Annotated in this window: 18 protein-coding genes; 3 read left to right on the top strand and 15 right to left on the bottom strand. The window is 71.4% G+C overall.

Features of this window, described 5'->3' with window-relative positions; genetic code table 11:
• Window positions 1-92: 92 nt before the first annotated feature.
• From LADH09A_RS16260 to LADH09A_RS16245, 4 genes are read right to left on the bottom strand one after another with little or no spacing between them, the layout of a single operon-like run.
• Complete coding sequence (locus tag LADH09A_RS16260) at window positions 93-1,730, bottom strand: ABC transporter substrate-binding protein (RefSeq protein ID WP_238646052.1); 1,638 nt, start codon at window positions 1,728-1,730, stop codon at window positions 93-95.
• A gap of 53 nt (window positions 1,731-1,783) precedes the next feature.
• A complete protein-coding gene (locus tag LADH09A_RS16255; RefSeq protein WP_238646051.1) occupies window positions 1,784-2,692 on the bottom strand; it encodes a carbohydrate ABC transporter permease in 909 nt (302 codons plus the stop codon).
• Window positions 2,689-3,678, bottom strand: coding sequence for an ABC transporter permease (locus tag LADH09A_RS16250; protein ID WP_238646049.1), 990 nt, complete (start codon window positions 3,676-3,678; stop codon window positions 2,689-2,691). The genes LADH09A_RS16255 and LADH09A_RS16250 overlap by 4 nt, the downstream gene beginning before the upstream one ends.
• Before the next feature lie 10 nt (window positions 3,679-3,688).
• Entirely contained in the window at window positions 3,689-6,052 is a 2,364-nt protein-coding gene (locus LADH09A_RS16245) for a beta-xylosidase/alpha-l-arabinosidase (RefSeq protein ID WP_238646047.1), read from the bottom strand.
• A 318-nt stretch (window positions 6,053-6,370) separates the two neighbouring features.
• Between LADH09A_RS16245 and LADH09A_RS16240 the strand changes: the two genes are divergently transcribed.
• Both LADH09A_RS16240 and LADH09A_RS16235 read left to right on the top strand, forming a co-directional pair.
• Window positions 6,371-7,408 carry a LacI family DNA-binding transcriptional regulator gene (locus LADH09A_RS16240; RefSeq protein WP_238646045.1) on the top strand — a complete coding sequence of 346 codons (1,038 nt, stop codon included), beginning with the start codon at window positions 6,371-6,373 and terminating at the stop codon, window positions 7,406-7,408.
• Window positions 7,409-7,430: 22 nt separating this feature from the next.
• Window positions 7,431-8,426 (top strand): acetylxylan esterase, encoded by a 996-nt coding sequence (locus LADH09A_RS16235; RefSeq protein ID WP_238646043.1) that lies wholly within the window; start codon window positions 7,431-7,433, stop codon window positions 8,424-8,426.
• A gap of 141 nt (window positions 8,427-8,567) precedes the next feature.
• Here LADH09A_RS16235 and LADH09A_RS16230 read toward each other — a convergent pair whose 3' ends face one another.
• The 11 genes from LADH09A_RS16230 to LADH09A_RS16180 all read right to left on the bottom strand — a co-directional run bounded on the left by LADH09A_RS16230 (window position 8,568) and on the right by LADH09A_RS16180 (window position 20,671).
• Window positions 8,568-9,032, bottom strand: a complete 465-nt coding sequence (locus LADH09A_RS16230; protein WP_238646041.1) for a MaoC family dehydratase — start codon at window positions 9,030-9,032, stop codon at window positions 8,568-8,570.
• A 17-nt stretch (window positions 9,033-9,049) separates the two neighbouring features.
• Window positions 9,050-10,198 carry an acyl-CoA dehydrogenase family protein gene (locus tag LADH09A_RS16225; RefSeq protein WP_238646040.1) on the bottom strand — a complete coding sequence of 383 codons (1,149 nt, stop codon included), beginning with the start codon at window positions 10,196-10,198 and terminating at the stop codon, window positions 9,050-9,052.
• Between the two features lie 46 nt (window positions 10,199-10,244).
• A complete protein-coding gene (locus LADH09A_RS16220) occupies window positions 10,245-13,067 on the bottom strand; it encodes a helix-turn-helix transcriptional regulator (protein WP_238646038.1) in 2,823 nt (940 codons plus the stop codon).
• A gap of 64 nt (window positions 13,068-13,131) precedes the next feature.
• A complete protein-coding gene (locus tag LADH09A_RS16215) occupies window positions 13,132-13,743 on the bottom strand; it encodes a TetR/AcrR family transcriptional regulator (RefSeq protein WP_238646075.1) in 612 nt (203 codons plus the stop codon).
• Between the two features lie 94 nt (window positions 13,744-13,837).
• The gene (locus LADH09A_RS16210; protein ID WP_238646036.1) at window positions 13,838-14,605 is read right to left on the bottom strand and encodes an SDR family oxidoreductase; all 768 of its coding nucleotides are present in this window, start codon (window positions 14,603-14,605) and stop codon (window positions 13,838-13,840) included.
• Between the two features lie 144 nt (window positions 14,606-14,749).
• Window positions 14,750-16,036, bottom strand: a complete 1,287-nt coding sequence (locus LADH09A_RS16205; RefSeq protein ID WP_238646035.1) for an ABC transporter substrate-binding protein — start codon at window positions 16,034-16,036, stop codon at window positions 14,750-14,752.
• Window positions 16,037-16,118: 82 nt separating this feature from the next.
• On the bottom strand, window positions 16,119-17,216 hold the full coding sequence (locus tag LADH09A_RS16200) for a branched-chain amino acid ABC transporter permease (RefSeq protein WP_238646034.1): 1,098 nt from the start codon (window positions 17,214-17,216) through the stop codon (window positions 16,119-16,121).
• Window positions 17,213-18,091 carry a branched-chain amino acid ABC transporter permease gene (locus tag LADH09A_RS16195; protein ID WP_238646033.1) on the bottom strand — a complete coding sequence of 293 codons (879 nt, stop codon included), beginning with the start codon at window positions 18,089-18,091 and terminating at the stop codon, window positions 17,213-17,215. The genes LADH09A_RS16200 and LADH09A_RS16195 overlap by 4 nt, the downstream gene beginning before the upstream one ends.
• Window positions 18,092-18,121: 30 nt before the next feature.
• The gene (locus LADH09A_RS16190) at window positions 18,122-18,853 is read right to left on the bottom strand and encodes an ABC transporter ATP-binding protein (RefSeq protein ID WP_238646032.1); all 732 of its coding nucleotides are present in this window, start codon (window positions 18,851-18,853) and stop codon (window positions 18,122-18,124) included.
• The gene (locus LADH09A_RS16185; protein ID WP_238646031.1) at window positions 18,850-19,635 is read right to left on the bottom strand and encodes an ABC transporter ATP-binding protein; all 786 of its coding nucleotides are present in this window, start codon (window positions 19,633-19,635) and stop codon (window positions 18,850-18,852) included. Before LADH09A_RS16185 ends, LADH09A_RS16190 begins: the two co-directional genes overlap by 4 nt.
• A gap of 136 nt (window positions 19,636-19,771) precedes the next feature.
• A complete protein-coding gene (locus LADH09A_RS16180; protein WP_238646030.1) occupies window positions 19,772-20,671 on the bottom strand; it encodes an alpha/beta hydrolase family protein in 900 nt (299 codons plus the stop codon).
• A gap of 183 nt (window positions 20,672-20,854) precedes the next feature.
• Here LADH09A_RS16180 and LADH09A_RS16175 point away from each other — a divergent pair, with 183 nt between their 5' ends.
• Window positions 20,855-23,116, top strand: coding sequence for a catalase (locus LADH09A_RS16175; RefSeq protein ID WP_308194579.1), 2,262 nt, complete (start codon window positions 20,855-20,857; stop codon window positions 23,114-23,116).
• Window positions 23,117-23,161 lie beyond the last annotated feature (45 nt).

The raw sequence follows: 23,161 nt of genomic DNA, 5'->3' as shown, positions 1-23,161 counted from the left end.
GGGCGCGGTGGTTCGCGCGCGTCGCGCCGGCCGGTGGTCGCCGGGAGGTCCGGTCGGGCCGGGCTGAGCCGCCCGACCGGACCTCCCGCTGATCAGCCGTTGTCTTTCTGGAACCGTTCGTACGCCTTGTTGACCACGTCGATGTACTGCTCGGAGTTCTTGGCCTTCAGCTCGGCCACGTACGCGTCCCACTCGGTGAGGGGCCGCTGGCCCAGGGCGAACTTCAGCGTGTTCTGGGTGACGAAGTCCTTCAGCGGGGTCTCCCAGAGCGACACCTGCTCGCGCTCCTCGTCGGTCAACGGGCGCGGCGGGGGGACCTCCCTCGGCTTGCGGGCGTCCATCACCTTCTGGAACTCCAACTCCTCCGGGGAGAAGAACCCGCGGACCAGGTCGGGGGTGCCGCCGTAGGCGAAGACGCCGTTCTGGAAGCCGAACTCCTTCTGCAGGTGCTTGGGCGCCTTCGGGTGGAGCCCCAGGAAGTCGACGTCGGCGGTGAGCGAGCGCTTGCCGGACGCGTCCTTGGTGAAGGTGGTGCCCTCGATGCCCCAGCGGGCGAACTCCATGCCGGCGTCGGAATACCAGAGCCAGTCGATGAACTGCATCATGGCCACGAAGTTCTTGCTCTCCCGGGCCTTCGAGGAGATCATGATGCCGTTCTCCAGCCGGGGGAACGGGTTGATCTCGCCGGCCGGGCCGATCGGCAGCGGGATCTTGGCCATCTTGGCGTTCGGCAGGGTCTTGGCCAGGTCGGGCCGGTGGTTGTTGACGAGCGTCTGCGCGTTGCCGGTGACCATGAAGGACTTGCCGTTGGCCAGCTTCTGGCGTGCCTGGTCATCGGTCTGGGTGAAGCTCTCCGGGTCGAGAAGGCCCTCGGCGACGAGCTTGTGCAGGAACGTGACCATCTGCCGGTACTGGTCGGACGAGCCGGTGTAGTTGAACTTCTTCGCCGCCGGGTCCCAGGTGGCGTGCTGGTAGTCCCAGCCGGCCTGGGTGCCGTGGGCGGAGCCGAGGATGTTGAGCAACGCGCCGGTCGGGTTGGGCTTGCTGAACAGGTCGGAGTACGGGTAGACGTTCGGGTACTTCGCCTTCATCGCCTTCATCACGGCGTACAGGTCGTCCCAGGTCTTCGGGACGGGCAGGTTGAGCTCCTGCATGATGTCGGTGCGCACCAGCACCGTGTAGTCCTGGGTGGGCTTCTCGTGGACGCCGGGCAGCAGGTAGAACTTACCGTCGGACTGCCGCAGGTTGTCGATCTCCGGCTTGAGGTTCCACTTGGTGATCTTTTCCTTGAGGTTGGGCATCAGATCCAGGTAGTCGCTCACCGGGAGAATCGCCCCGGAGGACACGAACGCGTCCTCCTGTGGGTGGTACGTCTTCGGGATGATCAGCGGAGCGTCTCCGGCGCCGATCAGCAGGCTGCGCTTCTGCTCGTAGTCGCTCAGCGGCACGGCCACCGGTTCGATCTTGACGTTGGTCCGCTTGCTGAGCTCCGACCAGAACAGCCAGTCCTCCTTCAGCGGGTAGAACGTGTGGTTGTTGTAGAGGGTGGAGAAGGAGAGCGCCTCGGTGGCCTTGAACTGGTCGCCGACGCCGTAGTTGGCCATCGCGCCAACCTTGTTCTCCGAGAGGTCAGTCGACTCACCGGGGTCCTCGGAACAGGCGGTGGCAAGGGAGAGCGCCAGCAGACCCGCAGTGGTCAGTGCCACGCGGCGCCACGTCTTGTGGAGCATGGCTCGTCCTTTCGGTGGTGGGGATTCGAATGTGGAACGGTGCGGCGTCGACGTCACCCCTTGACCGCGCCGAGCATCACGCCGCGGACGAAGTAGCGTTGGACGAAGGGGTAGACGGCCAGGATCGGCAGTGTGGTCAGCACGATCGTCACGGCCTGGAGGGTGGCCGCGGCCTGGACCTTGTCGGCGTCGGCGGCGGCGGACTCGGCGCTGGTGGCCCCCGCGATGAGGTTGCGCAGGTAGACGGTGACCGGCAGCAGGTCCTGCCGGTCCATGTAGAGGAACGCGGCAAACCACGAGTTCCAGAAGGACACCGCGTAGAAGAGCACCATCGTCGCGATGATCGCTTTCGACAACGGCAGCACGATCCGCAGCAGGATGCCGTAGGTGTTCAACCCGTCGACCGCCGCAGCCTCCTCCAACTCGCTCGGCAGACTCTCGAAGAACGCCTTCATCACCAGCAGGTTGAACACACTGATGGCGTTGGGGATCACCACGGCCCAGATGGTGTTCTTCATGCCCAGGCTGGTGACCAGCACGTAGTTGGGGATCAGACCCCCGGAGAAGAACATGGTGAACAGCGCGATGCCGACGAGGACCCCGCGCCCCTTGAGCTGCGGCTTGGACAGCACGTACGCGTAGCACGTGGTCAGCACGATCGAGATGAGCGTGGCGACCACCGTGTACACCACGGTGTTGCGGTAGTTCGTCCAGAACATCGCGTCCGACATCAACAGCTTGTATGCGGTCAGGTCGAAGCCACGCGGGACGATGGTCACCTCGCCGGCGATGATGTAAGCCTCTTCGCTGAGCGAGCGGGCCACGATGTTGAGGAACGGGTACAGCGTCACGACCACGACGCCGAGCAGGACGACAGTGTTGACCACCCGGAAGATCCGGTAACCCCGGCTGTCCACCGGCCCGCGCGTCTTCGGGGCGTCGATCTTCGTACCGAGGGTCACCACAGGCTCGTCCCCACCGTGCGACGGGAGATGACGTTCGCCGACAGGACGAGGATCAGCCCGATCACCGCCTCGAAGAGGCCGATGGCGGCCGCGTAGCTGAAGTTGCTGGACTGGAAACCCATCCGGAACAGATAGGTGGAGATCACGTCGGCGGTCGGATACGTCAACGGGTTGTAGAGCAGCAGGATCTTCTCGAACCCGACCGCCAGGAAGCTGCCGATGTTGAGGATCAGCAGGGTCATCATCGTCGGACGGATGCCGGGCAACGTGACGTGCCAGGTCTGCCGCAGCCGGCCGGCGCCGTCGATCCGGGCGGCCTCGTACAGGTCCTCGTCGACGGTGGTGAGGGCGGCGAGGTAGAGGATCGTGCCCCACCCGACGGTCTGCCAGACCTCGGACGAGACGTAGATGGTGCGGAACCACTCCGGTTTTTGCAGGAACGCCACCGGGTCGCCACCGAACAGGCTGACGATCTGGTTGGCCGTGCCCTCGATCGAGGTCAACTGCATGACCATCGCCGCCACGATCACGATCGACAGGAAGTGCGGCAGGTAGGACACGGACTGGACGAACCGCTTGAAGCGGCGGGCCCGGACCTCGTTGAGCAGCAGCGCCAGCACGATCGGCAGCGGGAAGCAGAACAGCAGGGTCAGCGTCCCCAGCACCAGGGTGTTGGTGAACACCTCCCAGAACGTCGGGTCGCTGAGGAACATCCGGAAGTACCGCAGCCCGACCCAGTACTCACCGAAGATGCTGCCGCCCGGCTTGAAGCGACGGAACGCGATGATGTTGCCGATCATCGGCAGGTACCGGAAGACCAGGAAGAACAGCAGCGGCAGGACGGCCAGGGAGTAGAGCTGCCAGTCTCGACGCAGCGCCTGCCGCCAACTGCGGCGGCGGCGCGGCGGGCGCGGGGCGGGGCTCTGCGCCTGCTGCGGAGAACTCGGCGGCGCCGGCGGCGGTGGCCGCAGGGTGGATGTCATCCTTGGCCTCCTATGCCGACTGTGAAACGGCCACGAGGGGCTCGACCCGCACCGAGGTGAGCAGTTCCCGCTCGAAACCGACCTGGCGCTCGGCGCCGACCAGTCGCAGCGGTAGGGCCGCCGCCACGTCGCCGCTCGATCGGCCGAAGCGCAGCTCGACGTCGCCGGGCTCGACGATCCGTTGGCCGGTCAGCCCGGTGAACGACGCCACGTCGGCAGGTACGCCGAACGTCACGTGCGCCACCTCACCGGGTGCCAACGGCAGCCGGGTGTAGCCGATCAGCCGGACCACCGGACGGGTGGTCTGCGCGACCGGGTCGTGCAGGTAGAGCTGCACGACCTCGGTGCCGGCCCGCTCACCGGTGTTGGCGACGGTGATCCGCACCCGCACCTCGCCGTCGACCGGCCAGACAGTCGGATCTTCGCGCGGCTCGACCACCGTCGCGTCGGACCAGTCGAAGGTGGTGTAGCTCAGCCCGTGGCCGAACGGGTAGGCCGGCGTCGGATCGATCGAGGACACCTTGTTGCGCCGGCCGAGCGGCGGTGCCAGGTAGGTGCTCGGCAGCCCGCCGGCGTCGCGGGGCACACTCACCGGCAGCCGCCCGGACGGGTTGATCGCGCCGGTGAGCACCTCGGCAAGCGCCTGCCCGCCGAGCTGGCCGAGGAAGAACGCCTGCACGACGGCCGCCGCGGCGTCGAACTCCGGGCCGAGCGCGTAGGGGCGGCCGGTCATCAGCACCAGGACGACCGGGGTGCCGGTGGCGAGGACGGCCCGGACCAGGTCGGCCTGTACACCGGGCAGTCGCAGGTCCGGGGCGTCGCACCCCTCGCCGGAGGTGCCCCGGCCGAACATCCCCGCCCGGTCGCCGACGGCGAGCACGCACACGTCGGCGGCGGCGGCCGCGGCGACCGCGGCCGGGATGCCCGAGGTGTCGTCGCCGGTGATGGCGCAGCCCTGCTCGTGGCTGAGCATCGGGACGCGTCGGGCCAGCTCGTCACGCAGCGACGGGATGTCCAGGCCGAGCCCGAAATCGCTGTGGTGGACGCCGACGTGGTTGGGGAACGAGTAGCAGCCGAGCATGGCCATCGGGTCGTCGGCGACGGGCCCGACCAGGGCGACCCGGCCGCCGACGGGCAACGGGAGGACGCCGGTGTTGCGCAGCAGGACGACGGACTGCCGGGCCAGGCGTACGGCGATGTCCTGGCTGACCTCGTCGTCGAGACGCAGCGACGCCACGTCGTCGGGCAGTTCCTGCCAGCCGTCGTCGAGCAGACCGACCTCGATCTTCTGGATCAGCACCCGGCGCAGCGCGCCGTCGACCAACGCCTCGTCGACCTCACCTCGGCGTACCGCCTCCACCAGCGGGGGGCCGAAGGTGTCCACGGTGGGCAGCTCGACGTCGATCCCGGCGCGCAGGGCGAGCCGGGCCGCGTCGGCGGCACCGCCGGCGACACCGTGCAGGGTCTCCAGGAAGCGTACGGAGAAGTAGTCGGCGACCACGGTGCCGGTGAAGCCCCACTCGTCGCGCAGCAGCCCGGTCAGCAGCCCGTGGTCGGCGGCCACGGGCAGGCCGTCGATCTCGGCGTAGGAGTTCATCACCGAGCGGGCGCCACCGTGGCGCAGCGCCATCTCGAACGGAGGCAGGATGACGTCGGCCAGCTCCCGGGGGCCCATCGGCACCGGCGCGAGGTTGCGTCCGCCACGGGAGGCGGAGTAACCGGCGAAGTGTTTCAGCGTGGCGACCACGCCGGCCCGCTCCAGCCCCCGCACGTACGCGGCACCGGTCGTGCCCACCAGGTAGGGGTCCTCGCCGATCGTCTCCTCGGTGCGGCCCCAGCGGTAGTCGCGGGTGACGTCCAGGACCGGGGCGAGCCCCTGGTGTACGCCGGCGGCGCGCATGGACCGCGCGATCCGGTCGGCCATCGCCTCGACCAGGTCGGGGTCGAAGGACGCGCCCCAGCTCAGTGGGGTCGGGTAGACGGTGGCCCGCCACGCGGCGAACCCGGTGAGGCACTCCTCGTGCACCTGGGCCGGGATGCCGAACCGACTGGCGGCCACGATCTGCGCCTGCGACGCCGCCAGCGACCGGGCGCCGAGCACCGGGTCGACCGGCGCGGTGCCGAACGGGCGGGTGAGCTGGCCCAGCCCGTAGCGGATGACGCTGCTCCACTGCGGCAGCTCGCTGATCATGTCGGACTGGTGTGGTGCGACACCCTCGCCGGTGGCCTCCGCGCCGACCCACACGCCGACGAGTTGGGCGATCTTCTCCTCCAGCGACATCTTCGGCAGGAGCGCGTCGGCCCGCTCGGCCGGCGTCAGCCGCGGATCGCGCCACGGTGCGGTGTCGCTGTCCCCGGGCAACTGACTACTCATGCCTTGACCCCTCAGCTCCGGCCACGTCACCGCGCCCTCGTGGAACCAGTTCCGTAGCGGACATTTTCACGATCCGAAACTTTCCGGAAATCCGCGCAACCTTTTCGGCAACCTAAGTGTCCCATCGATGTGTGTCAAGAGTCTCAATCGGACGCCGGACCGCCACTTCCTGCACACAGTGACTCCGCCGACGGCAATCCGTGGCGCTCGCGCCGCCGACGGGCCCACCAACGGTCGGACCGACTGTCACGCTGGCTGGTGTGGCCGGCTGATCGTGTTAGTGTCTGCCGAAACTTTCGGATGCTGCTTGAGGTCGCGATGACAGAGCACCGCCCGCTCGACCCACCCGCCTCCACCACCATCGCGACCATCGCCAACGATGTCGGCGTCTCGGTCGCCACGGTGTCCAAGGTCCTCAACGGACGTGGCGATGTCGCTCCCGGCACCAGGGCCCGGGTGGAGGCGAGTCTCGACCGCCACCAGTACCAGCGCCGCGCCCGCCGGACCTCGACCGGCGGAGGGCGTGTCGAACTCGTGTTCCACGAATTCGACACGGGATGGGCGATGGAGATCCTGCGCGGCGTGGAGGCGGTGACCACCGCGGCCGGCATCGGGTTGTCCGTCGCCCAACTCGACGGCGCGCACCGCCCGCCAGCCCGATGGCTGGAGGCACTGCTCGCCGACCGACCGTTGGGCGTGGTGTTCGTCCTCTCCCACCTGGCGGAGGCGCAGCAGCAGCACCTGCGGCGCCAGGGCATACCGTTCGTCGTCGTCGACACCGACAGCGCGACCTCGGCCTCCGTGCCCACCGTCGGCTCGAACAACTGGAACGGCGGCCTGCTGGCCGCCCGGCACCTCCTCGATCTGGGGCACCGGCGGATCGCCATCATCTCCGGGCCACCCGACGTGCTCTGCAGCCGCGCCCGCGCCGCCGGCTTCCAGTCGGCCCACGAGGAGGCCGGAATGGCGGTCGACCGCGAGCTGGTCCGTTTCGGCAGTTTCTCCGCCGGTGCCGGGCACGCCCACGGGCTGCAACTGCTGCGCCTGCCGTCCCGACCCACGGCGATCTTCGCCGGCTCGGACATCCAGGCCATGGGCGTGCTCCGGGCCGCCCGTCAGTGCGGCCTCCGAGTGCCCGAGGACCTTTCGGTGATCGGGTACGACAACCTGCCCGTCTCCGCCTGGACCGACCCGGCCCTCACCACGATCAACCAGCCGTTGCGGGACATGGCGGGCATCGCCACCCAGATGTTGCTCGACCTGACCCGGGGCAACGAGCCGGCGACCAGCCGGATCGACCTGGTGACCGAGTTGGTCGTGCGGGAGAGCACCGCGCCCCCCGCCGACCCGCACTGACCCCCGGCCCCTGCGAGGACCCGTGCCTGACTCCGCCTTCACCCTCGACGAACTCCAGCGGTACGCCCCCGAGGTCGCCGAGCCCGACGACTTCGACCGGTTCTGGCGGGACACCCTCGCCGAGGCGGCCGCCCGACCGGTGCTCGTCGACGTCCGTCCGGAGCCCACCGACCTGCGGCTGCTCGACTCGTGGGACGTCACCTTCGCGGGCTTCGGCGGTGATCCCGTACGGGCCTGGTACACCCGTCCGGCCGGCAGACCCGAGCCGCTGCCCGCCGTGGTGGAGTACGCCGGGTACGGCCGCGGCCGTGGCCTGCCACACGAGCGGCTGACCTGGCCGGTGGCCGGCTACGCGCACCTGCTGATGGACAACCGTGGTCAGGCGGGTCAGTATGGCGCCGGCGACACCCCCGACCCGCACGGCGCACCGGGTGGACCGTCGCCGGTCACCTGGGGCATCCACGACCCGCGGGACTACCACTATCGCCGCCTGATCACCGACGCGGTCCGGGCCGTCGAGGCGGTCCGCGCCCTGCCGGGGGTCGACGTCGACCGGGTCACCGTGGTCGGCAACAGCCAGGGCGGCGGGCTGGCCCTGGCGGCGGCCGGTCTCGTCGCCGACCTCAGCGCGGTGCTGACCACCGCGCCGTTCCTCTGCGACATGCGACGGGCCGTCCAGCTCAGCGATCCCGCGCCGTACGGGGAGATCGCGCGTTATCTGGCCGTGCAGCGGGAGGCCGAGGAGGCGGTGTGGCGCACGCTGTCCTATGTCGACGGAGTGAACTTCGCACGGCGCGCGACGGCGCCGGCGCACTTCGGGGTGGGCCGGCGCGACACCGTCTGCCCACCCCGTACGGCCTTCGCCGCCTACAACCATTACGGTGCCGCGAACGGGCGACCGGTCCCGCCAGAGCGGGAGATGCACGTCTACCCGTTCAACGGCCACGAGGGCGGCGAGGCCGTCCACGTCCGGCGGCAGTTGAGCTGGCTCGGCTCGGTGCTCCACCCTGACGGGTGACAGGATCGTGCCCGGTCCTCGGCACGGCGTCCGGCGGTGATCGACTCGGCTTCCAGGTGATCGGGGCGTCGCACCGGCCCGGACACCGCGTGTTTCCCGAAACCCGAGTCGATCAAGAGGTTACGACGGCCCGGTGGATGATCAGCGATCCGCGGCGGGGTAGAGCCGGCTCACGGTCTCGGCCACGCAGACGGGCTTGCCACCGCTGTCGCTCTCCACGGTGACCGTCGCGACCATCTGCACACCGCCGCTCACCGGCGACACCTCGGCGACGACGACGGTGGCGCGTACGGACGCGCCGACCCGGACCGGCGCGGGAAAACGCACCCGGTTCAGCCCGTAGTTGACGCCCATCGCCACCCCCTCGACCCGGTAGAGCCGGCCAGCCAGGGCCGGCAGCAGCGACAGGGTCAGGTAGCCGTGGGCGATCGTGCCGCCGAACGGCCCGGCCGCGGCCCGCTCCGGGTCGAGGTGGATCCACTGGTGGTCGTCGGTGGCGTCGGCGAAGAGGTCGACGCGGCTCTGCTCGATGCGCTGCCACGGGCCGGGGCCGATGGTCTCGCCGACCGCGGTGGCCAGCTCCTCCAACGAGCTGAAGACTCTCATGCCGGATCTCCCTGGAGCTAGAAGGCGTTGACGCCGGTGAGCGCGCGTCCGATGAGGAGTTGCTGGATCTGACTGGTGCCCTCGTAGAGGGTGGCGACCCGGGCGTCGCGCAGGTACTTGCCGACCGGGTACTCGTCGATGTAGCCGTACCCACCGAAGACCTGGACCGCGTTGTTGGCCGCGCGGACGGCGGCCTCGCTGGCGAAGAGCTTGGCCATCGACGCCTCGGTGGCGAACGGCTGGTCGCGATCGATCAGGTCGGCCACCTGCCACACCAGCAGCCGGGCGGCGGCGGTGTCCACCGCGATGGCGGCGAGGAGTTGTTGGACGAGCTGGTGCCCGGCGATCGGCTTGCCGAACTGGGTCCGCTGGCCGGCGTAGCCGACCGACGCGTCGAGGCAGCCCTGGGCGATGCCGACGCACCCGGCGGCCACCGACATCCGGCCCTTGGCGAGGGTGGCCAGGGCCAGCCGGAACCCGCCGCCCTCGGCGCCGAGGCGGGCCGCGTCGGGCACGCGTACCTCGTCGAAGCCCAACTCGCCGGTGGCCTGGCCGCGCAGGCCCAGCTTGCCGTGGATCTCGCGTCGGGTCAGCCCCGGGCTGTCGGTGGGCACCAGGAACGCGGTGATGCCCCGGTGTCCGGGGCCGCCGGTGCGGGCGAAGACCAGCGCGACGTCGGCGGTGGTGCCGTTGGTGATGAACGTCTTCGTGCCGGTGAGCAGCCAGTCGCCGCCGTCGCGGACCGCGCGGGTGCGCAGTGCGGCGGCGTCCGAGCCGCTGTCCGGCTCGGTCAGCGCGAAACAGCCGAGTGCGGTGCCGGCGCAGAGCCGGGGCAGCCACTCGGCCCGCTGCTCGGCCGACCCGTGGGCGGCGATCGACTTGGCGACCAGGCCGAGGGAGACCGAGACGATGCCGCGCACCGCCGAGTCGCCCCGGCCGAGCTCCTCCAGGACCAGGCAGTACGCGAGGTGGTCGCCACCGGAGCCGCCGTCCGCCTCGGCGATGGTCAGCCCCAGGAAGCCCAGGTCACCGAGCACGCCGACGATGGCGGGGTCGACCGCCTCACGTCGATCCCAGGTGGCCGCGTGCGGCAACAACTCTCGGTCGGCGAACTCGGCGGCCAGTTGGCGCACCGCCGCCTGTTCGGCGGAGAGGGTGAGCTCCATGACCCATAAACTAGCGGTGATAGTTTACCGCGTCCAGACCGGACGATCACCGATCCGAGGCCAGACCGACCTGCCGCTCGGTGGCGAACGCCCGCGCCAGCTCGGTACGCGAGCGGATGCCCAGCCGGTGGAAGACGTTGCGCAGGTGGTGGTCGACCGTACGGGTGGAGAGGAACATCCGGGCCGCGATCTCGCGGTTGGTCGCTCCCTCCGCGACCAGCTCGGCGATCTTCAGTTGCTGGCCGGTCAGCAGCCGCGCCGCCGGCAGGTCCGGCGGACCGACCGACTCCCCGGCCGCCCGCAGCTCGGTGGTCGCCTGCTCGGCCCAGCGGCTCACCCCGAGCAGCGTGAACATCTCGCGGGCCTGGTGCAGATGCGTACGCGCGTCGCGCGGGCGACGGCTGCGGCGCAGCTCCTGACCGAAGAGCAGCTCGGTGCGGGCCCGTTCGAACGTGCCGGCCTCCGTCGGGTGCAGCCGCAGCGCCGTCTGGAACTCCTGCTCGGCCTCGGGACCGCCGCGCGGTGCCAGCAACGCGTGGCACCGGGCGGACAGGGCCCGGCGCAACGGGCTCGCGGTGCTGCTGGCCCACCTGTCGAACACGGCGAGCGCAGCCGCCGCCGCCGGTCGGCAGGGCAGGTGGGCCGCCGCCTCCACCAGGTAGGGAGTGGCCATCACCTGCACGAGAACCTGACCGCGCCCGGTGCCCAGCCGGGCCAGTGACGCCAGCCGGTTCGCGGCCTCGGCGTGCCGGCCGTCGACCAGGTCGAGCACCGCCAGGGCCCACCCGGCGAGCGCGTGCGGACGGCTGCCCGGCGTGGGCGTCTCGCCCATCTCGCGGATCCGCCGCAGGCTGGTGTCCCGGTCGGCCCGGACGGCGGCAAGCACGGCGAGCATGCCGAGGTGGACGTTGGCGCAGTTGACCTGGCCGGTGGCCCGGGCGACCCGCAGCCCGTCGCGGGAGCTCTCCGCCGCCGCTTCGTGCCGACCCAGCCAGTACTCGGCGACGGCCCGCAACTCCAGCGCCCGAGACAGCATGGACAGCTCACCCCGCTCCCGGGCCAGCGCGGCGGCGCGATCGGCGAGGCGGTGTGCCGCCCCGTCCACGGCGACCACCAGGCCGGCCGCGGCGGCACAGCTCAGAGCGGTGGGAGTCAACGCCGACCCGGTCAGTCGGCCACCCAGCACCACGGCGCGACGCAGCGCGGGGCCGGCCCGCTCGTGGTCGCCCCGCAGGGTCGCCGCCACCCCGCCGACCAGACTGCCCATCAGCTCCATGGCGGGAGGATCGTTCGGCCGCCGCAACGCCGCCGCCCGGCGGCCGACCTCGGCGTACCGGTACTGGTCACCGGCGAAGCAGACCGCCTCGCCGGCCCGGACCAGCCCGGACATCGCCAGCGCGCGGTCGGTGCCGGCCACCGCTCCGGCCGAGGCCAGCAATCGTGCCGACGCCCGTGCGGCGGTGCCGCACCGCAGCTCCAACTCACCGCGCAGCAGGTCGGCGCGACCCCGGAGGGCCGGATCCCGGTAGACCGCGCGGAGACGGTCGAGCAGGAGCCGGGCCACGTCGGGCTGGCCACCGGTCCAGGCGTAGTGGGCGGCGGTCAGCAGGCGGGCGGCTGACTGGGTCGGTTGGTCGCTGAGGTCGGCGGCCCAGCGCAGCGCCGCCGACGCGGTGGCCCAACCGTCGGCGCCGCCGGCTGCCGCCGCTTCCAGCTCGTCGGCGAGGGCGGGATCGGCACCCGCCGCCGCGCAGGCGAGGTGCATCGCGCGGCGCAGCCGCTGCCCGTCGGCCACCAGCACACCGGCCAGCAGTCGGTGCGCCGCGCGCCGCTCCGCCAGCGGGGCACTGGCCGCGATCATGGTGCGCACCAGGGGCTGCGGAAAGGTGACCCCTCGCGGCTCGACGCGGACCAGGCCGGCGACCTCCGCCGGGGCGAGCGCCTCGATCTCGGACCCGGCGGCGCCTGCGGCCCGGATCAGGGTGCCCGGCTGGCCGTCCTCGTCGAGCGCCGCGAGCAGCAGCATCCGCCGGGCGTCCGGCGGCAACCGGTCCAGCCGGGCCCGGTACGCCCGGCCCAGGGCCCCGTCCGCCGGTGGCGCGGTGGGCAGCGACTCCTCCCCCCGCCACTGACCGGGACTGAGCACGTCGACGAGGTCCACCAGGGCCTGCGGGTTGCCGCCGCCGATCGCGGCCAGCGCGGTCACGACCGACTCGGCGGGCCGCTCGGGAAGCCGGTCGCCTCTCCCCCGCTCGATCACCGACCGGAGCCGGTCGGTGAGGACGGCGGCGCTCTCGTGCTCGGTCAGCGCGCGCAGTCGGTGCGCCGGTATCCCGTCGACCGTGGTGGTGACGTCCGCGGTGAGCAGGATGGCGATCGGCAGGTGCCTCAGCCGACGGGCCACGAAGGCCAGCACCTGGGCGGTCTGCGGGTCACCGCGGTCGACGTCGTCCATCGTGGTGAGCAGCGGACGGTCTCCGGCGGCGGCGGTGAGCAGCCCGAGCACCGCCATCGACAGTGTCAGCCGGCGGTCGGCCGGGCAGCCCTCGCCGGCCAGCACGCGCCGCAGCAGCCGGCACTGCTCGTCGGGCAGAACGGTGGCCCGGTCGAGCACGGGGTCGACCAGACGTTGCAGGCCGGCATAGGGCAGGGCGGCCTCCTCGGCGAGCCCGCTCCCGGCGAGCACGGTGCAGCCCTCGGCGTGCCGGTGGGCGTAGCCGACCAGCGCCGTCCGACCCGACCCCGGCTCACCGTGCAGCAGCAGGGCACTCCCGCCGTGGGGCACGCCGTCGAGGAGGCTCCGGACCGACCGGCACTCGTCGTCCCGGCCACGCAGCACGGTTAGTTGCACTCTCGATGCAGTAACCATGCACGTCAGTGTTACCCATCGGAAACCGAATGGAAAGAGGGGGCGATATCGGGCCGGGCCGGAATCAGTCGGACGCGACCTCGGCCAGCAGGGCACCCACGGTCCGGGACATCACCGCGCGGGCCTGGTCCACGCCCAGCCCCAGGCCGTAGCGCAGCATCGACCAGGCCTGCCACATGCTCGCCGCCACCACGGCGTTGAGCAGTTGCTCCCGCTCCTGCCCGGCCTGGGTCAGCTCGACGGCGAACAGCTCCTCGACCTCGTCGCGGACCCGGTCGATGTGCATGAGACGGTTGCGGTGCAGTTGCTCGGAGACCGGCTCCCGCATCTGGGCGGCCCGCGCCGACGGTGCGATGAGCTGGAGCAGCCGGGCCCGTTGCCGGCAGTACGCGTCGACCCGCTTCGCCAGCGGCAACGCGGGCGAGACCGGCCGGTAGGCGGCGTCCTGCTGGCGGAGCACCTCCGCCCCGCTGGCCTCGAAGAGCGTCTCCATGTCCTTGAAGTTGGTCCAGAGCGTGCGCAGCGAGATGCCGGCCCGTTCGGCGATGCGCTCCCCGGTCGGGCGGAGGTCCCCCTCGCCGATCAGCGCGAGGTGGGCCTCGACGATGGCCGCCCGGGTGCGCTCGGCCCGGGCGGTACGCCCGTCGACCCGGCTCGCGACCTCGACCCCGTCCATCCGTCCCCGCCCTCTCACCGCCACGGCGCCTCCTGACGCACCGCCGAGTCTAGACAGGCGGTGATCAGCGGTTCCGGGCCGACCGCCGGGGGTGTCATCCGGCTCGACCGGTCAACGAGACGCCGCCGTCGCAGACGATGGTCTGCCCGGTGATCCAACTGGCCTCGTCGGAGGCCAGGAAGGCGACCGCGCCCGCCACGTCCTGCGGCAGGCCGAGACGGCCCAGCGGGTACCGTGCCGCGACCTCGTCCTCGCGCCCCTCGTAGAGCGCTGCGGCGAAGCGGGTCTTCACCACGCCGGGGGCGACGGCGTTGACCCGGACCGTCGGCCCCAGCTCCACGGCGAGACTGGCGGTGAGGTGATTGAGCGCGGCCTTGCTCACCCCGTAGAAGGCGATGCCGGGCGAGGGCGCGAGACCGGCGATCGACGAGACGTTGACGACGCAGCCACCCCGCTCGGCCATGCCGGCGGCACACACCTCCTGCACCCAGCCGAGCGTGGCGATCACGTTGACGTCGAGGATCTTGCGGGCCGCGGCCGGGTCCAGCCCGATCAGCGGGCCGTGCACCGGGTTGATGCCGGTGTTGTTGACCAGCAGATCCACCGGGCCGAACGCCTCGCCGACCTGGTGCACCGCCTGGGCGCGATGCTCGGGGTCGTCGGAGCGGCCGGGAACGGCGACGGCGTACGCCGACCCGCCCAGGGCGGCGACCGCCTCGGCGAGCGCCTCGGGACGTCGGGCGGTCAGCCCGACCCGGGCGCCTTCGGCGACGAGGCGTTGGGCGATGGCCAGGCCGATGCCCCGACTGGCGCCGGTCACGATGGCGACGCGTTGCGCGAGCCGACCCGAATATGCATTCACGGTGCAGATAGTAGGAGGACTGATCGGTGTCGGTCAACGTCTCGGACAGCGGGTCGGGAGACCCGGTCACCCGGGCGCGCACAGCCGTCCGACCGGGCGTGGTCACGCGAGACCAGGCCCGGTCGGACGTCGCTGGTGCGGTTCTCAGGAGACGGTCGGCACCCCGTTCGCCGGCGGCGCGGCCGGAGCGGCGGTGTACTCGTTGACCGGCCCGTCCGCCTCGTCGGTCTCGTACGCGGGCCCGAAGTAGGTCTGCACTCCCCCGGTCACCCGGCTCAGCCGCTGGCCGCCGTAGCCGGAGTGGTCCTTGGCGGAGAAGCGCAGCGGCACCAGCCCGGGGCCCTGGAAGCCGCCCTTCTGCACGGCCTCCAGCACCTTCTCCCGGGTGACGTCCTTACCGGCGGCGAGCAGCACCTGCACGAAGAGGTAGCCGACCGACATGCCGTAGACGGTGTTGCCGTCGAACGGCGCGTCCCCGTTGTGCTCCTTGTTGATCTTCGTGAAGAGCTGCACCCACGGGTTCGCGGTGTCGTTCTGCATCGGCAGGTAGTTGGTGCCGACCAAACCCTCCAGCAGCGGGGCGGCGGCACCGAGCTGCTTGGCCAGGGTCGGGTGGTCGGCGCCGACGTTGGACACCAACCACTGCGGCTTGAAGCCCAGCCGAGCGGCGGTGCCGACGGACAGCGCGGTGAAACCGGGCACGGTGGCGAGCACGACGACCTGGCATCCGGCCGCCTTGAACGCGCCGATCTGGGGCGCCACGTTGGTGTTGCTGGTGACGTACGTCTGCTTGACCGCCACGGCGGTGGCGCCGAGCACCTTCTCCACGCCGGCCAGGCTGTCACGGCCGAAGTCGTCGTCCTGGCCGAGGAAGCAGACCTTCTGGCCGGCCAGGTTCGTCTTGGCGTAGGTGGCGAGGATCTTGCCCTCCACGGTGTAGTCCGGGTTGAACCCGAACGTGCCGGGATACTTGTCCGGCTGGTCCCAGCTGCGGCTGCCGGAGGCGACGAAGAGGTCCGGCACGCGGTTGCTCTTCAGGAAGTCGAGCACTCCACTGTGGGTGGGCGTGCCGAGGCCGTTGAGGATCGCGAAGACCTTGTCCTGGAGAACGAGCTGACGCACCACCTGCTGGGTGTTCGCCGGGTTGTAGCCGTCGTCCATCACCTTGTAGGTGATCTTCCGACCGTTCACACCGCCGTTGGCGTTGACGTAGTCGAAGTACGCCTTCGTCGCCGGAGCGATCTTCGAGTAGCCGGCCGAGGCCGGCCCGGTGAGCGGCATGTGGGTGCCGACGACGATCTCGGTGTCGGTCACGCCCGGCACCGACGCCGCGCCGGGACCGGAGCCGTCGTCGCCGCTGCAAGCAGCGGCGGCGGCCAACAGGGCGATGGTGCTGGCGATCGCGAGACCACGTTGTGCCAAACGGTGCATGGAGAACACCGACCTTTCTCGGTCTGGTTCGGGGAACGGTGTGGGTGGTGGAACGCCCGGCCGCGGCCGGGCGCGGAGCAGCTCAGGAACGCCGGGCCCGCAGGCGCCGACCAAGACGGGACAGCAGCCCCTGGATGCCACCGGGTGCGGCGATCATGACGACGATCAGGGTGAGGCCGAAGATCGCCAGCGGCAGGTTGCCCTCCAGCCGCTGCGCCACCGCGGGAGAGAGCGTGAGCATCTCGGTCGCGGAGTGGGTGAGGTCGGGCAGGGCGACCAGCAGGACGGCCCCCCAGAGCGCGCCGGTGAGCCGGCCGAGACCGCCGATCACCACGGCCATCAGCAGGAACAGCGACAGGGTCAGCGAGAACGCCCCGGGCGAGACGCTCTGCGCGAGCACCGCCAGCAACGCCCCGCCGAGCCCGGCGGTGGCGGCACTGACCACGAATGCGAGGACCTGGGTGCGGGCCACGTGGATGCCGGCGAGACGGGCCGCCACCTCGTCGTCCCGCACCGCGCGGAAGGTGCGCCCGTACCGGCTGCGGATGAGGTTGGCCAACAGCAGCAGGGCGAGCAGGGTGGCGGCGCCGGTGAGCCAGAGCTGCCACCGCTCGTAGGGGAAGTACGGGCCGAGCGCCATCGGCGGCGGCTCCACCGGCACCGACAGCCCCTGCTCGCCGTTGAAGACGCCATCGAAGGTGACAGCCAGCGCCGGCACGACGATGGCCACCGCCAGGGTGACCCCGGCCAGGTAGGGACCACGCAACCGGGCCGCCGCCACGCCGACGACCGCGCCGACCGCGACGGTGCTGACGATCGCCGCGCCCAGCGAGAGCGGCAACAGCCAGCCGCCGGTCATCCCCCGGTCGGCGAACGCGTTCTGGCACAACGCCACCGTGTACGCCCCGGTGGCCATCAACGCGCCGTGCCCCAGCGACAGCTGACCGTTGAGACCGGTGAGGACGGTCAGCCCGGCGGTCGCACAGAGGTAGGCCGCCACGGTGGCGAGCTGGAAGTTGCGGAACGGCTCGACGGCGTAGCTGACCCCGACCAGCAGGAGCCCCACGACGAGCACGACCGCGAGGTGGCGCAGCAGGGTCGAGCCGCGACGCCGGTCGACGGGTCGGCCCGTGTCGACGAGCTGCTGTTTCGGCGGCAGGGCCGCCCTCGTGGCGCTCACACCCGCCTCGCCGTGACCGGGGCGAACAGCCCACCGGGCCGGACCAGCAGCACCGCCAGCAGCAGGACCAGCACCGCGAGCGGCGTGAGGTCGCTGCCGGCGTAACCGCTCACGTAGGACAGCAACAGCCCCACCACCAGGCCGCCGACCACCGCCCCCGGTGGGCTGTCCAGCCCACCGACCACCGCCGCCGTGAACGCGGAGACGAACACCAGGTCCATCGCGTGCGGGTGCAGGCCCAACTCGGTGGGGATGACCAGCATGGCGGCCAGCGCGCCCACGCCGGAGGCGAGCGCCCAGCCGAGGGTCAACATGCCACCGACGTTGACGCCGAGCAGCCGGGACACCTCGGGGGCGAAGGCCGCCGCGCGCATCCGCAACCCGACCGGGGTACGGGCGAACATCCAGGCCAGGCCGCTGACCACCACGCCGATCGTGGCGAAGACGAACAGGTCGTACGGCGACAGCACCGCCACCCCACCCACGGTGAGGGCGGACCGGCTGAACGGCGCCTCGGCGGGACGGAACTCGTTGCCGTACACCATGCCCAGCACGGCCTGGATCAACAGCACCAGCCCGAGCGCGACGATCACGGGGTTGAGGTGTGAGGTGTGGTCGACGTGTCGCATCACGACCCGGTCCACCAGCGCACCGAGCAGCAGACCGGCGACGAGCGCGACCGCGAAGCCCAACCAGTAGGAACCGGTCGCGGCAGAGACGGTGTAGGCGACGTACGCGGCGGCGACGGCCATCGCGCCCTGGGCGAAGTTGACGACCCGCGCCGCCCGCCAGATGAGCACCAGGGCCAGCGCGAACGCGGCGTACACCGCGCCCCGGGACAGGCCGTCGATGGTGAGGAAGACGAAGCGGTCCAACAGTCCTCCTTCCGGGGGACGAGGTGGTGGTCAGAAACCGAGGTACGCGTGGCGCAGGTCGACGTCGTCACGCAGTTTTTCCGCCGGGGCGGCGATCACCACCCGGCCGAGGGACATCACGACGCCCTGGTCGGCGACGGCGAGTGCGCTGCGGACGTTCTGCTCGACCAGCAGCACGGTCAGGCCGGTGCGGTCGCGTAGCTGACGGAGCAGCGCCATCGTCCGGGCGACGACCCGCGGCGCCAGACCGAGCGACGGCTCGTCGAGCAGCAGCAGGCGGGGTCGGCCGACCAGAGCCCGACCGAGCGCGAGCATCTGCCGCTCACCGCCGGAGAGCTGGTGGCCGAGGTGCCGGCGACGCCGGGCCAGGGGCTCGAAGAGCTCGTAGACCTCGTCGAGGGCACGCCCGGCGTCGGCCCGGTCGCGCCGCCACAACCCGCCGAGGCGCAGGTTCTCGTCGACCGTCAGCTCGCTGATCACGCCCCGCCCCTCCGGCACGTGCGCCATGCCGCGTCGGACGAGCTGCTCCACCGGCGTGCCGCGCAGGTCCTCCCCGGCGAGGAGCACCTGGCCGGCGGCCGGGCGGATCATGCCGGAGAGCGCGCGCAGCAGGGTGGTCTTGCCGGCGCCGTTGGCGCCGACGACCGCGGCGATCGTGCCGGCCGGGACGGTGAGGTCGATGGCCTGCAACACGGGCGCGGCACCGTAACCGGCCACCAGCCCGCGCACCACGAGCAGGTCGGCCGTGCTGTCCGCGCTCACGGGTAGGCCTCCTCGACGGTGGCGCCGAGGTAGGCGTCGGTCACCGCCGGGTCGTCGCGGATCTCGTCCGGGGTGCCGGCGGCGATCACCCGACCGAAGTCGAGCACCACGAGCTCGTCGCAGACGGCCATCACCAGGTCCATGTGGTGCTCGACCAGCAGCACCGCGCAGGGGTTGTCGTCGCGCCGGGGCAGCCCCCGGACCAGCTCGGCCAGCTCGGCGATGTCGTCGGCGCCGAGGCCACCGGCGGGTTCGTCGAGCAGCAGCAGCCGGGGCCGCGCGGCGAGCGCACGGGCCAGGGCGACCCGCTGGCGTACGGCGAAGGGCAGGGTGGTCGGTGCGGCCTCGGCGTGCCCGGCGATCCCCAGGTCGTCGAGGATGTCCAGGGCGTCGCGGCGCAGCCGGCGCTCGTCGCGGTCGCTGGCCGGCAGCCCGAGCAGCGCCGGGACGAAGCCCGCCCGGGCGGTGTGCGAGGCGCCGGTCATCACGTTCTCCAGCACGGTCAGCCCGGCGAAGAGCCCGGTCCCCTGGAGGGTCCGGGCGATGCCGAGCCGGGTCAGCCGGTGCGGCCGTGGCCGCAGCGGTCGACCGTCGAGGGTGAGCGAACCCGTCTCCGGTGCGACGAAACCGCAGATCACGTTGAACAAGGTGGTCTTGCCGGCGCCGTTGGGCCCGATGACGCCCACCACCCGGTTGGGTGGCACCCGCAGTGAGACGTCGTCGAGGGCGGTAAGGCCGCCGAAACGGACGCCGATGTGGTGCAGTTCGAGGCCGCGCTCCATCACCCATCCCTCTGTCGTGGCGGGTGTTTATTTACACTCGCAGTGTACGTTTCTCGGGTATCGCGTCAAGACCTTCAATACCCCGCCCCACACGCGGACGGGGCGGCCGCCACCGGCGACCGCCCCGCGACCACGATCAGGCGCTGGGACAGGTGTTGCGGTACTCCTGGATCTGCGACCCGCTCGGGCCCGGGCACAGGAACTGCTCGTAGCGGGTGTCGTCGTCGACGAAGCGCTTCAACCAGGCGACCATCTGCCGGGCGGTCGGCGTGTTCGTCGACTGCGGGAAGAAGTGGCTCGCCCCGTTCAGCTCCAGGTACGCCTTCTCGGCGGAGGCCGGGATGCTGTTGTAGAACGGCACCGAGTGCGACGAGACCGGTGCCACGGTGTCGCTCTCCCCGCCGATGATCAGCGTGGGCACCCGCAGCTCGGACCAGCTCTTGTCCGTGTTCCACGGCGCGAGCGGCACCGCGGCCTGCAACGACGGCCGCGACGAGGCCGCCTCCAGGCTGCCCCCGCCACCCATGGAGTGACCGGCCACCGCGAGTCGACTGCTGTCGATCCGGGTGCGCACCGAGCTGCGCTGGGTGAGGTAGTCCAGTGCGGCGAGGAGCTGCCGGCCACGGCTGGCCGGCTGGTCCAGCCGGCTGTTGGTCTCGATGCCGATCACGACGAACCCGTGCGAGGCGAGACGCGGCCCGAGCCAGCTGATGCTGGACCAGGCGGCGGTGTAACCGGGCGAGATGGCGATGGCGCCGAAGGTGCCCTCGCTGGTGCTGGTCGGGTAGTAGATGACGCCGCCGCCGAAGCCGGTGACGCTGAGCGAGGACACGCTCTGCGACGCCGTGGCGAACGGACCGCGACTGGCCTCCAGGATCGCGGTGGTCGGTGCGGGGCCCCGCTCGTACGGGCCGGCGGCCTGGGCGGCGCCGGACGACCCGGCCAGGACGCCGCCGGCGGCCAGGACGGCGGCCAGCGCGAACCGGGTGGCTCGGGCGGCGACGGAACGGGGGGCGGTGGTGGTTGGTGACGACACGTCGGGCACTCCCTAGAGTCGAGGGATATCGACGTGCGTCAGTTTTGGCTGTTCCGCCGATCCACACATCGGTGAAATCACCAGTCCCGGTGACGGATGCCGCCGCCAGTTGTGTTTCGACCCTCTGACCAGGGGTAGCAGGGCAGGCGCCTGCCCGACACGCACCACGGAGAGGTTCGTTCAGTGGATTCCAGCAAGCCCGCCGAGGCGGTCAAGAACGTTGTGAAGAGCGCCTCAGGAAAGATCGCCGACGCGCTGTCCCCCGATGTTCCCGGCGCACCGGGCAGCGCGACGCCCACCGTCGAGGAGCCGACGACTCCGCATGACCCGCTGCCGCCGAAGCCGGAGCAGGGTGCGCCGCAGACGCGTACGCCGACCGGCGCCGAGACCGGCGCGCCGACGATCGCGAACGGTCAGCAGGGCGCGTACCTCACGACCGCTCAGGGGGCGCGGCTGCGCGACACCGATCACTCGCTCAAGGCCGGCCCGCGTGGCCCGGTGCTGCTCCAGGACCACCACCTGCGCGAGAAGATCACCCATTTCGACCACGAGCGCATCCCGGAGCGCGTGGTGCACGCCCGTGGCGCCGGCGCGCACGGTGTGTTCACCGCGTACGGGAACGCCGAGGCGGTCACGAGGGCCGGCTTCCTGAAGAAGGGACGGGAGACCGAGGTCTTCGTACGGTTCTCCACAGTGCTCGGCTCGCGTGGTTCGGCCGACACGGTCCGCGACACCCGCGGCTTCGCGACGAAGTTCTACACCGACGAGGGCACCTTCGACCTGGTCGCCAACAACATGCCGGTGTTCTTCATCCAGGACGCCATCAAGTTCCCCGACATCATCCACGCGGCCAAGCCGCACCCGGACCGCGAGATCCCGCAGGCGCAGAGCGCCCACGACACGTTCTGGGACTTCGTCTCGCTGCACACCGAGGCACAGCACCACGCCCTGTGGAACATGTCCGACCGCGGCATCCCGCGCTCGTACCGGACCATGGAGGGCTTCGGCGTGCACACCTTCCGCCTCGTCAACGAGGCCGGGGAGACGGTGCTGGTCAAGTTCCACTGGAAGCCGAAGCTGGGCGTGCACTCCCTCACCTGGGAGGAGGCCCAGATGCTGGGCGGGATCGACCCGGACTTCCACCGCCGGGACCTCTACGACGCCATCGAGGCCGGCGCGTACCCCGAGTGGGAGCTCGGCATCCAGGTCTTTCCGGACACTTCCGAGGAGACCTTCGCGGGGATCGACCTGCTCGACCCGACGAAGATCGTGCCGGAGGAGCTGGCGGAGGTGCAGCCCGTCGGGAAGCTGGTCCTCAACCGGACGCCGACGAACTTCTTCGCCGAAACCGAGCAGGTTGCCTTCCACCTCGGTCACCTGCCGCCGGGCATCGACGTGACGAACGACCCGCTGCTGCAGGGCCGGCTCTTCTCGTACGTCGACACGCAGCTCACCCGGCTGGGCGGGCCCAACTTCTCGCAGATCCCGATCAACCGCCCGCACGCCGCGGTGAACGACATGCTGCGCGACGGCTTCCACCAGCACGCCGTGCATGCGGGCGTCGCGCCGTACCGACCGAACTCGCTCGACGGCGGCAACCCGTTCCCCGCCGGTGACGCCGAGAACGCGTTCGTCGACGTGCCGGTCACGGTGGCCCAGGCGCCGAAGGTACGCGCGAACCCAGCCTCGTTCGACGACCACTACAGCCAGGTACGCCTGTTCTGGCTGAGCATGTCGCCGGTCGAGAAGGAGCACATCATCCGGGCGTACACCTTCGAGCTGGGCAAGTGCTACCACCAGGCGATCAAGGAGCGCCAGCTCCAGTGCCTCGCCAACATCGACCCGGTGCTGTGCCAGCAGGTCGCCACCGGTCTGGGCCTGCCCGCACCGCAGCCCACCGTGCCGCTGGCCGAGGTCACGCCCAGCCCCGCGTTGTCGCAGGTCGGCCGGGAGTGGCCGGCGGACGGTCGGATGGTCGGGATCGTGGTCGACCCCGACGGTGACCTGGACGGTGTCGCCGCGGTCCGTCAGGCCGTGTTCGACGCCGGCATGGTGCCGCTGCTGATCGCCCCGCACGGTGGCATGGTCGACGGCATGCCGGTCCAGCGCACCTTCGCCACCGGCCGGTCTGTGGAGTTCGACGCGGTCCTGCTGGCCGGAGCGCCGGCACCCGCGCCGGATGCCATCCCGGCCCGCGACGACAAGGCGGGCCAGCCGGGCCCGGCGGCCGTGGACCCCCGCGTGCTGCTCCTCGTCGAGGAGTGCTGGCGCCACGCCAAGGCGATCGGCGCCTGGGGCGCCGGCGTCACCGTGCTGGAGCAGGCCGGGGTGGCGGGCACCCCGGGCATCGTGGCGGCGGGCTCCGGCGCCGAGGCTCTGACGGCGGTGCAGCAGTTGATGGCCGCGCACCGGGTGTGGGAACGGTTCCCGGCCTCGGTCGCCTGACCCGTCTCCGCCTGACCGATCACCGGCGAGGGCTGTTCTCCGCAG

Origin of the sequence: Micromonospora cabrerizensis, assembly GCF_022230955.1 — a bacterium.
GTDB classification, from domain to species: Bacteria; Actinomycetota; Actinomycetes; order Mycobacteriales; family Micromonosporaceae; genus Micromonospora; species Micromonospora cabrerizensis.
Note: the sequence above shows the minus strand (reverse complement) of the source record. Positions and strands in the feature narration are given on the sequence as shown.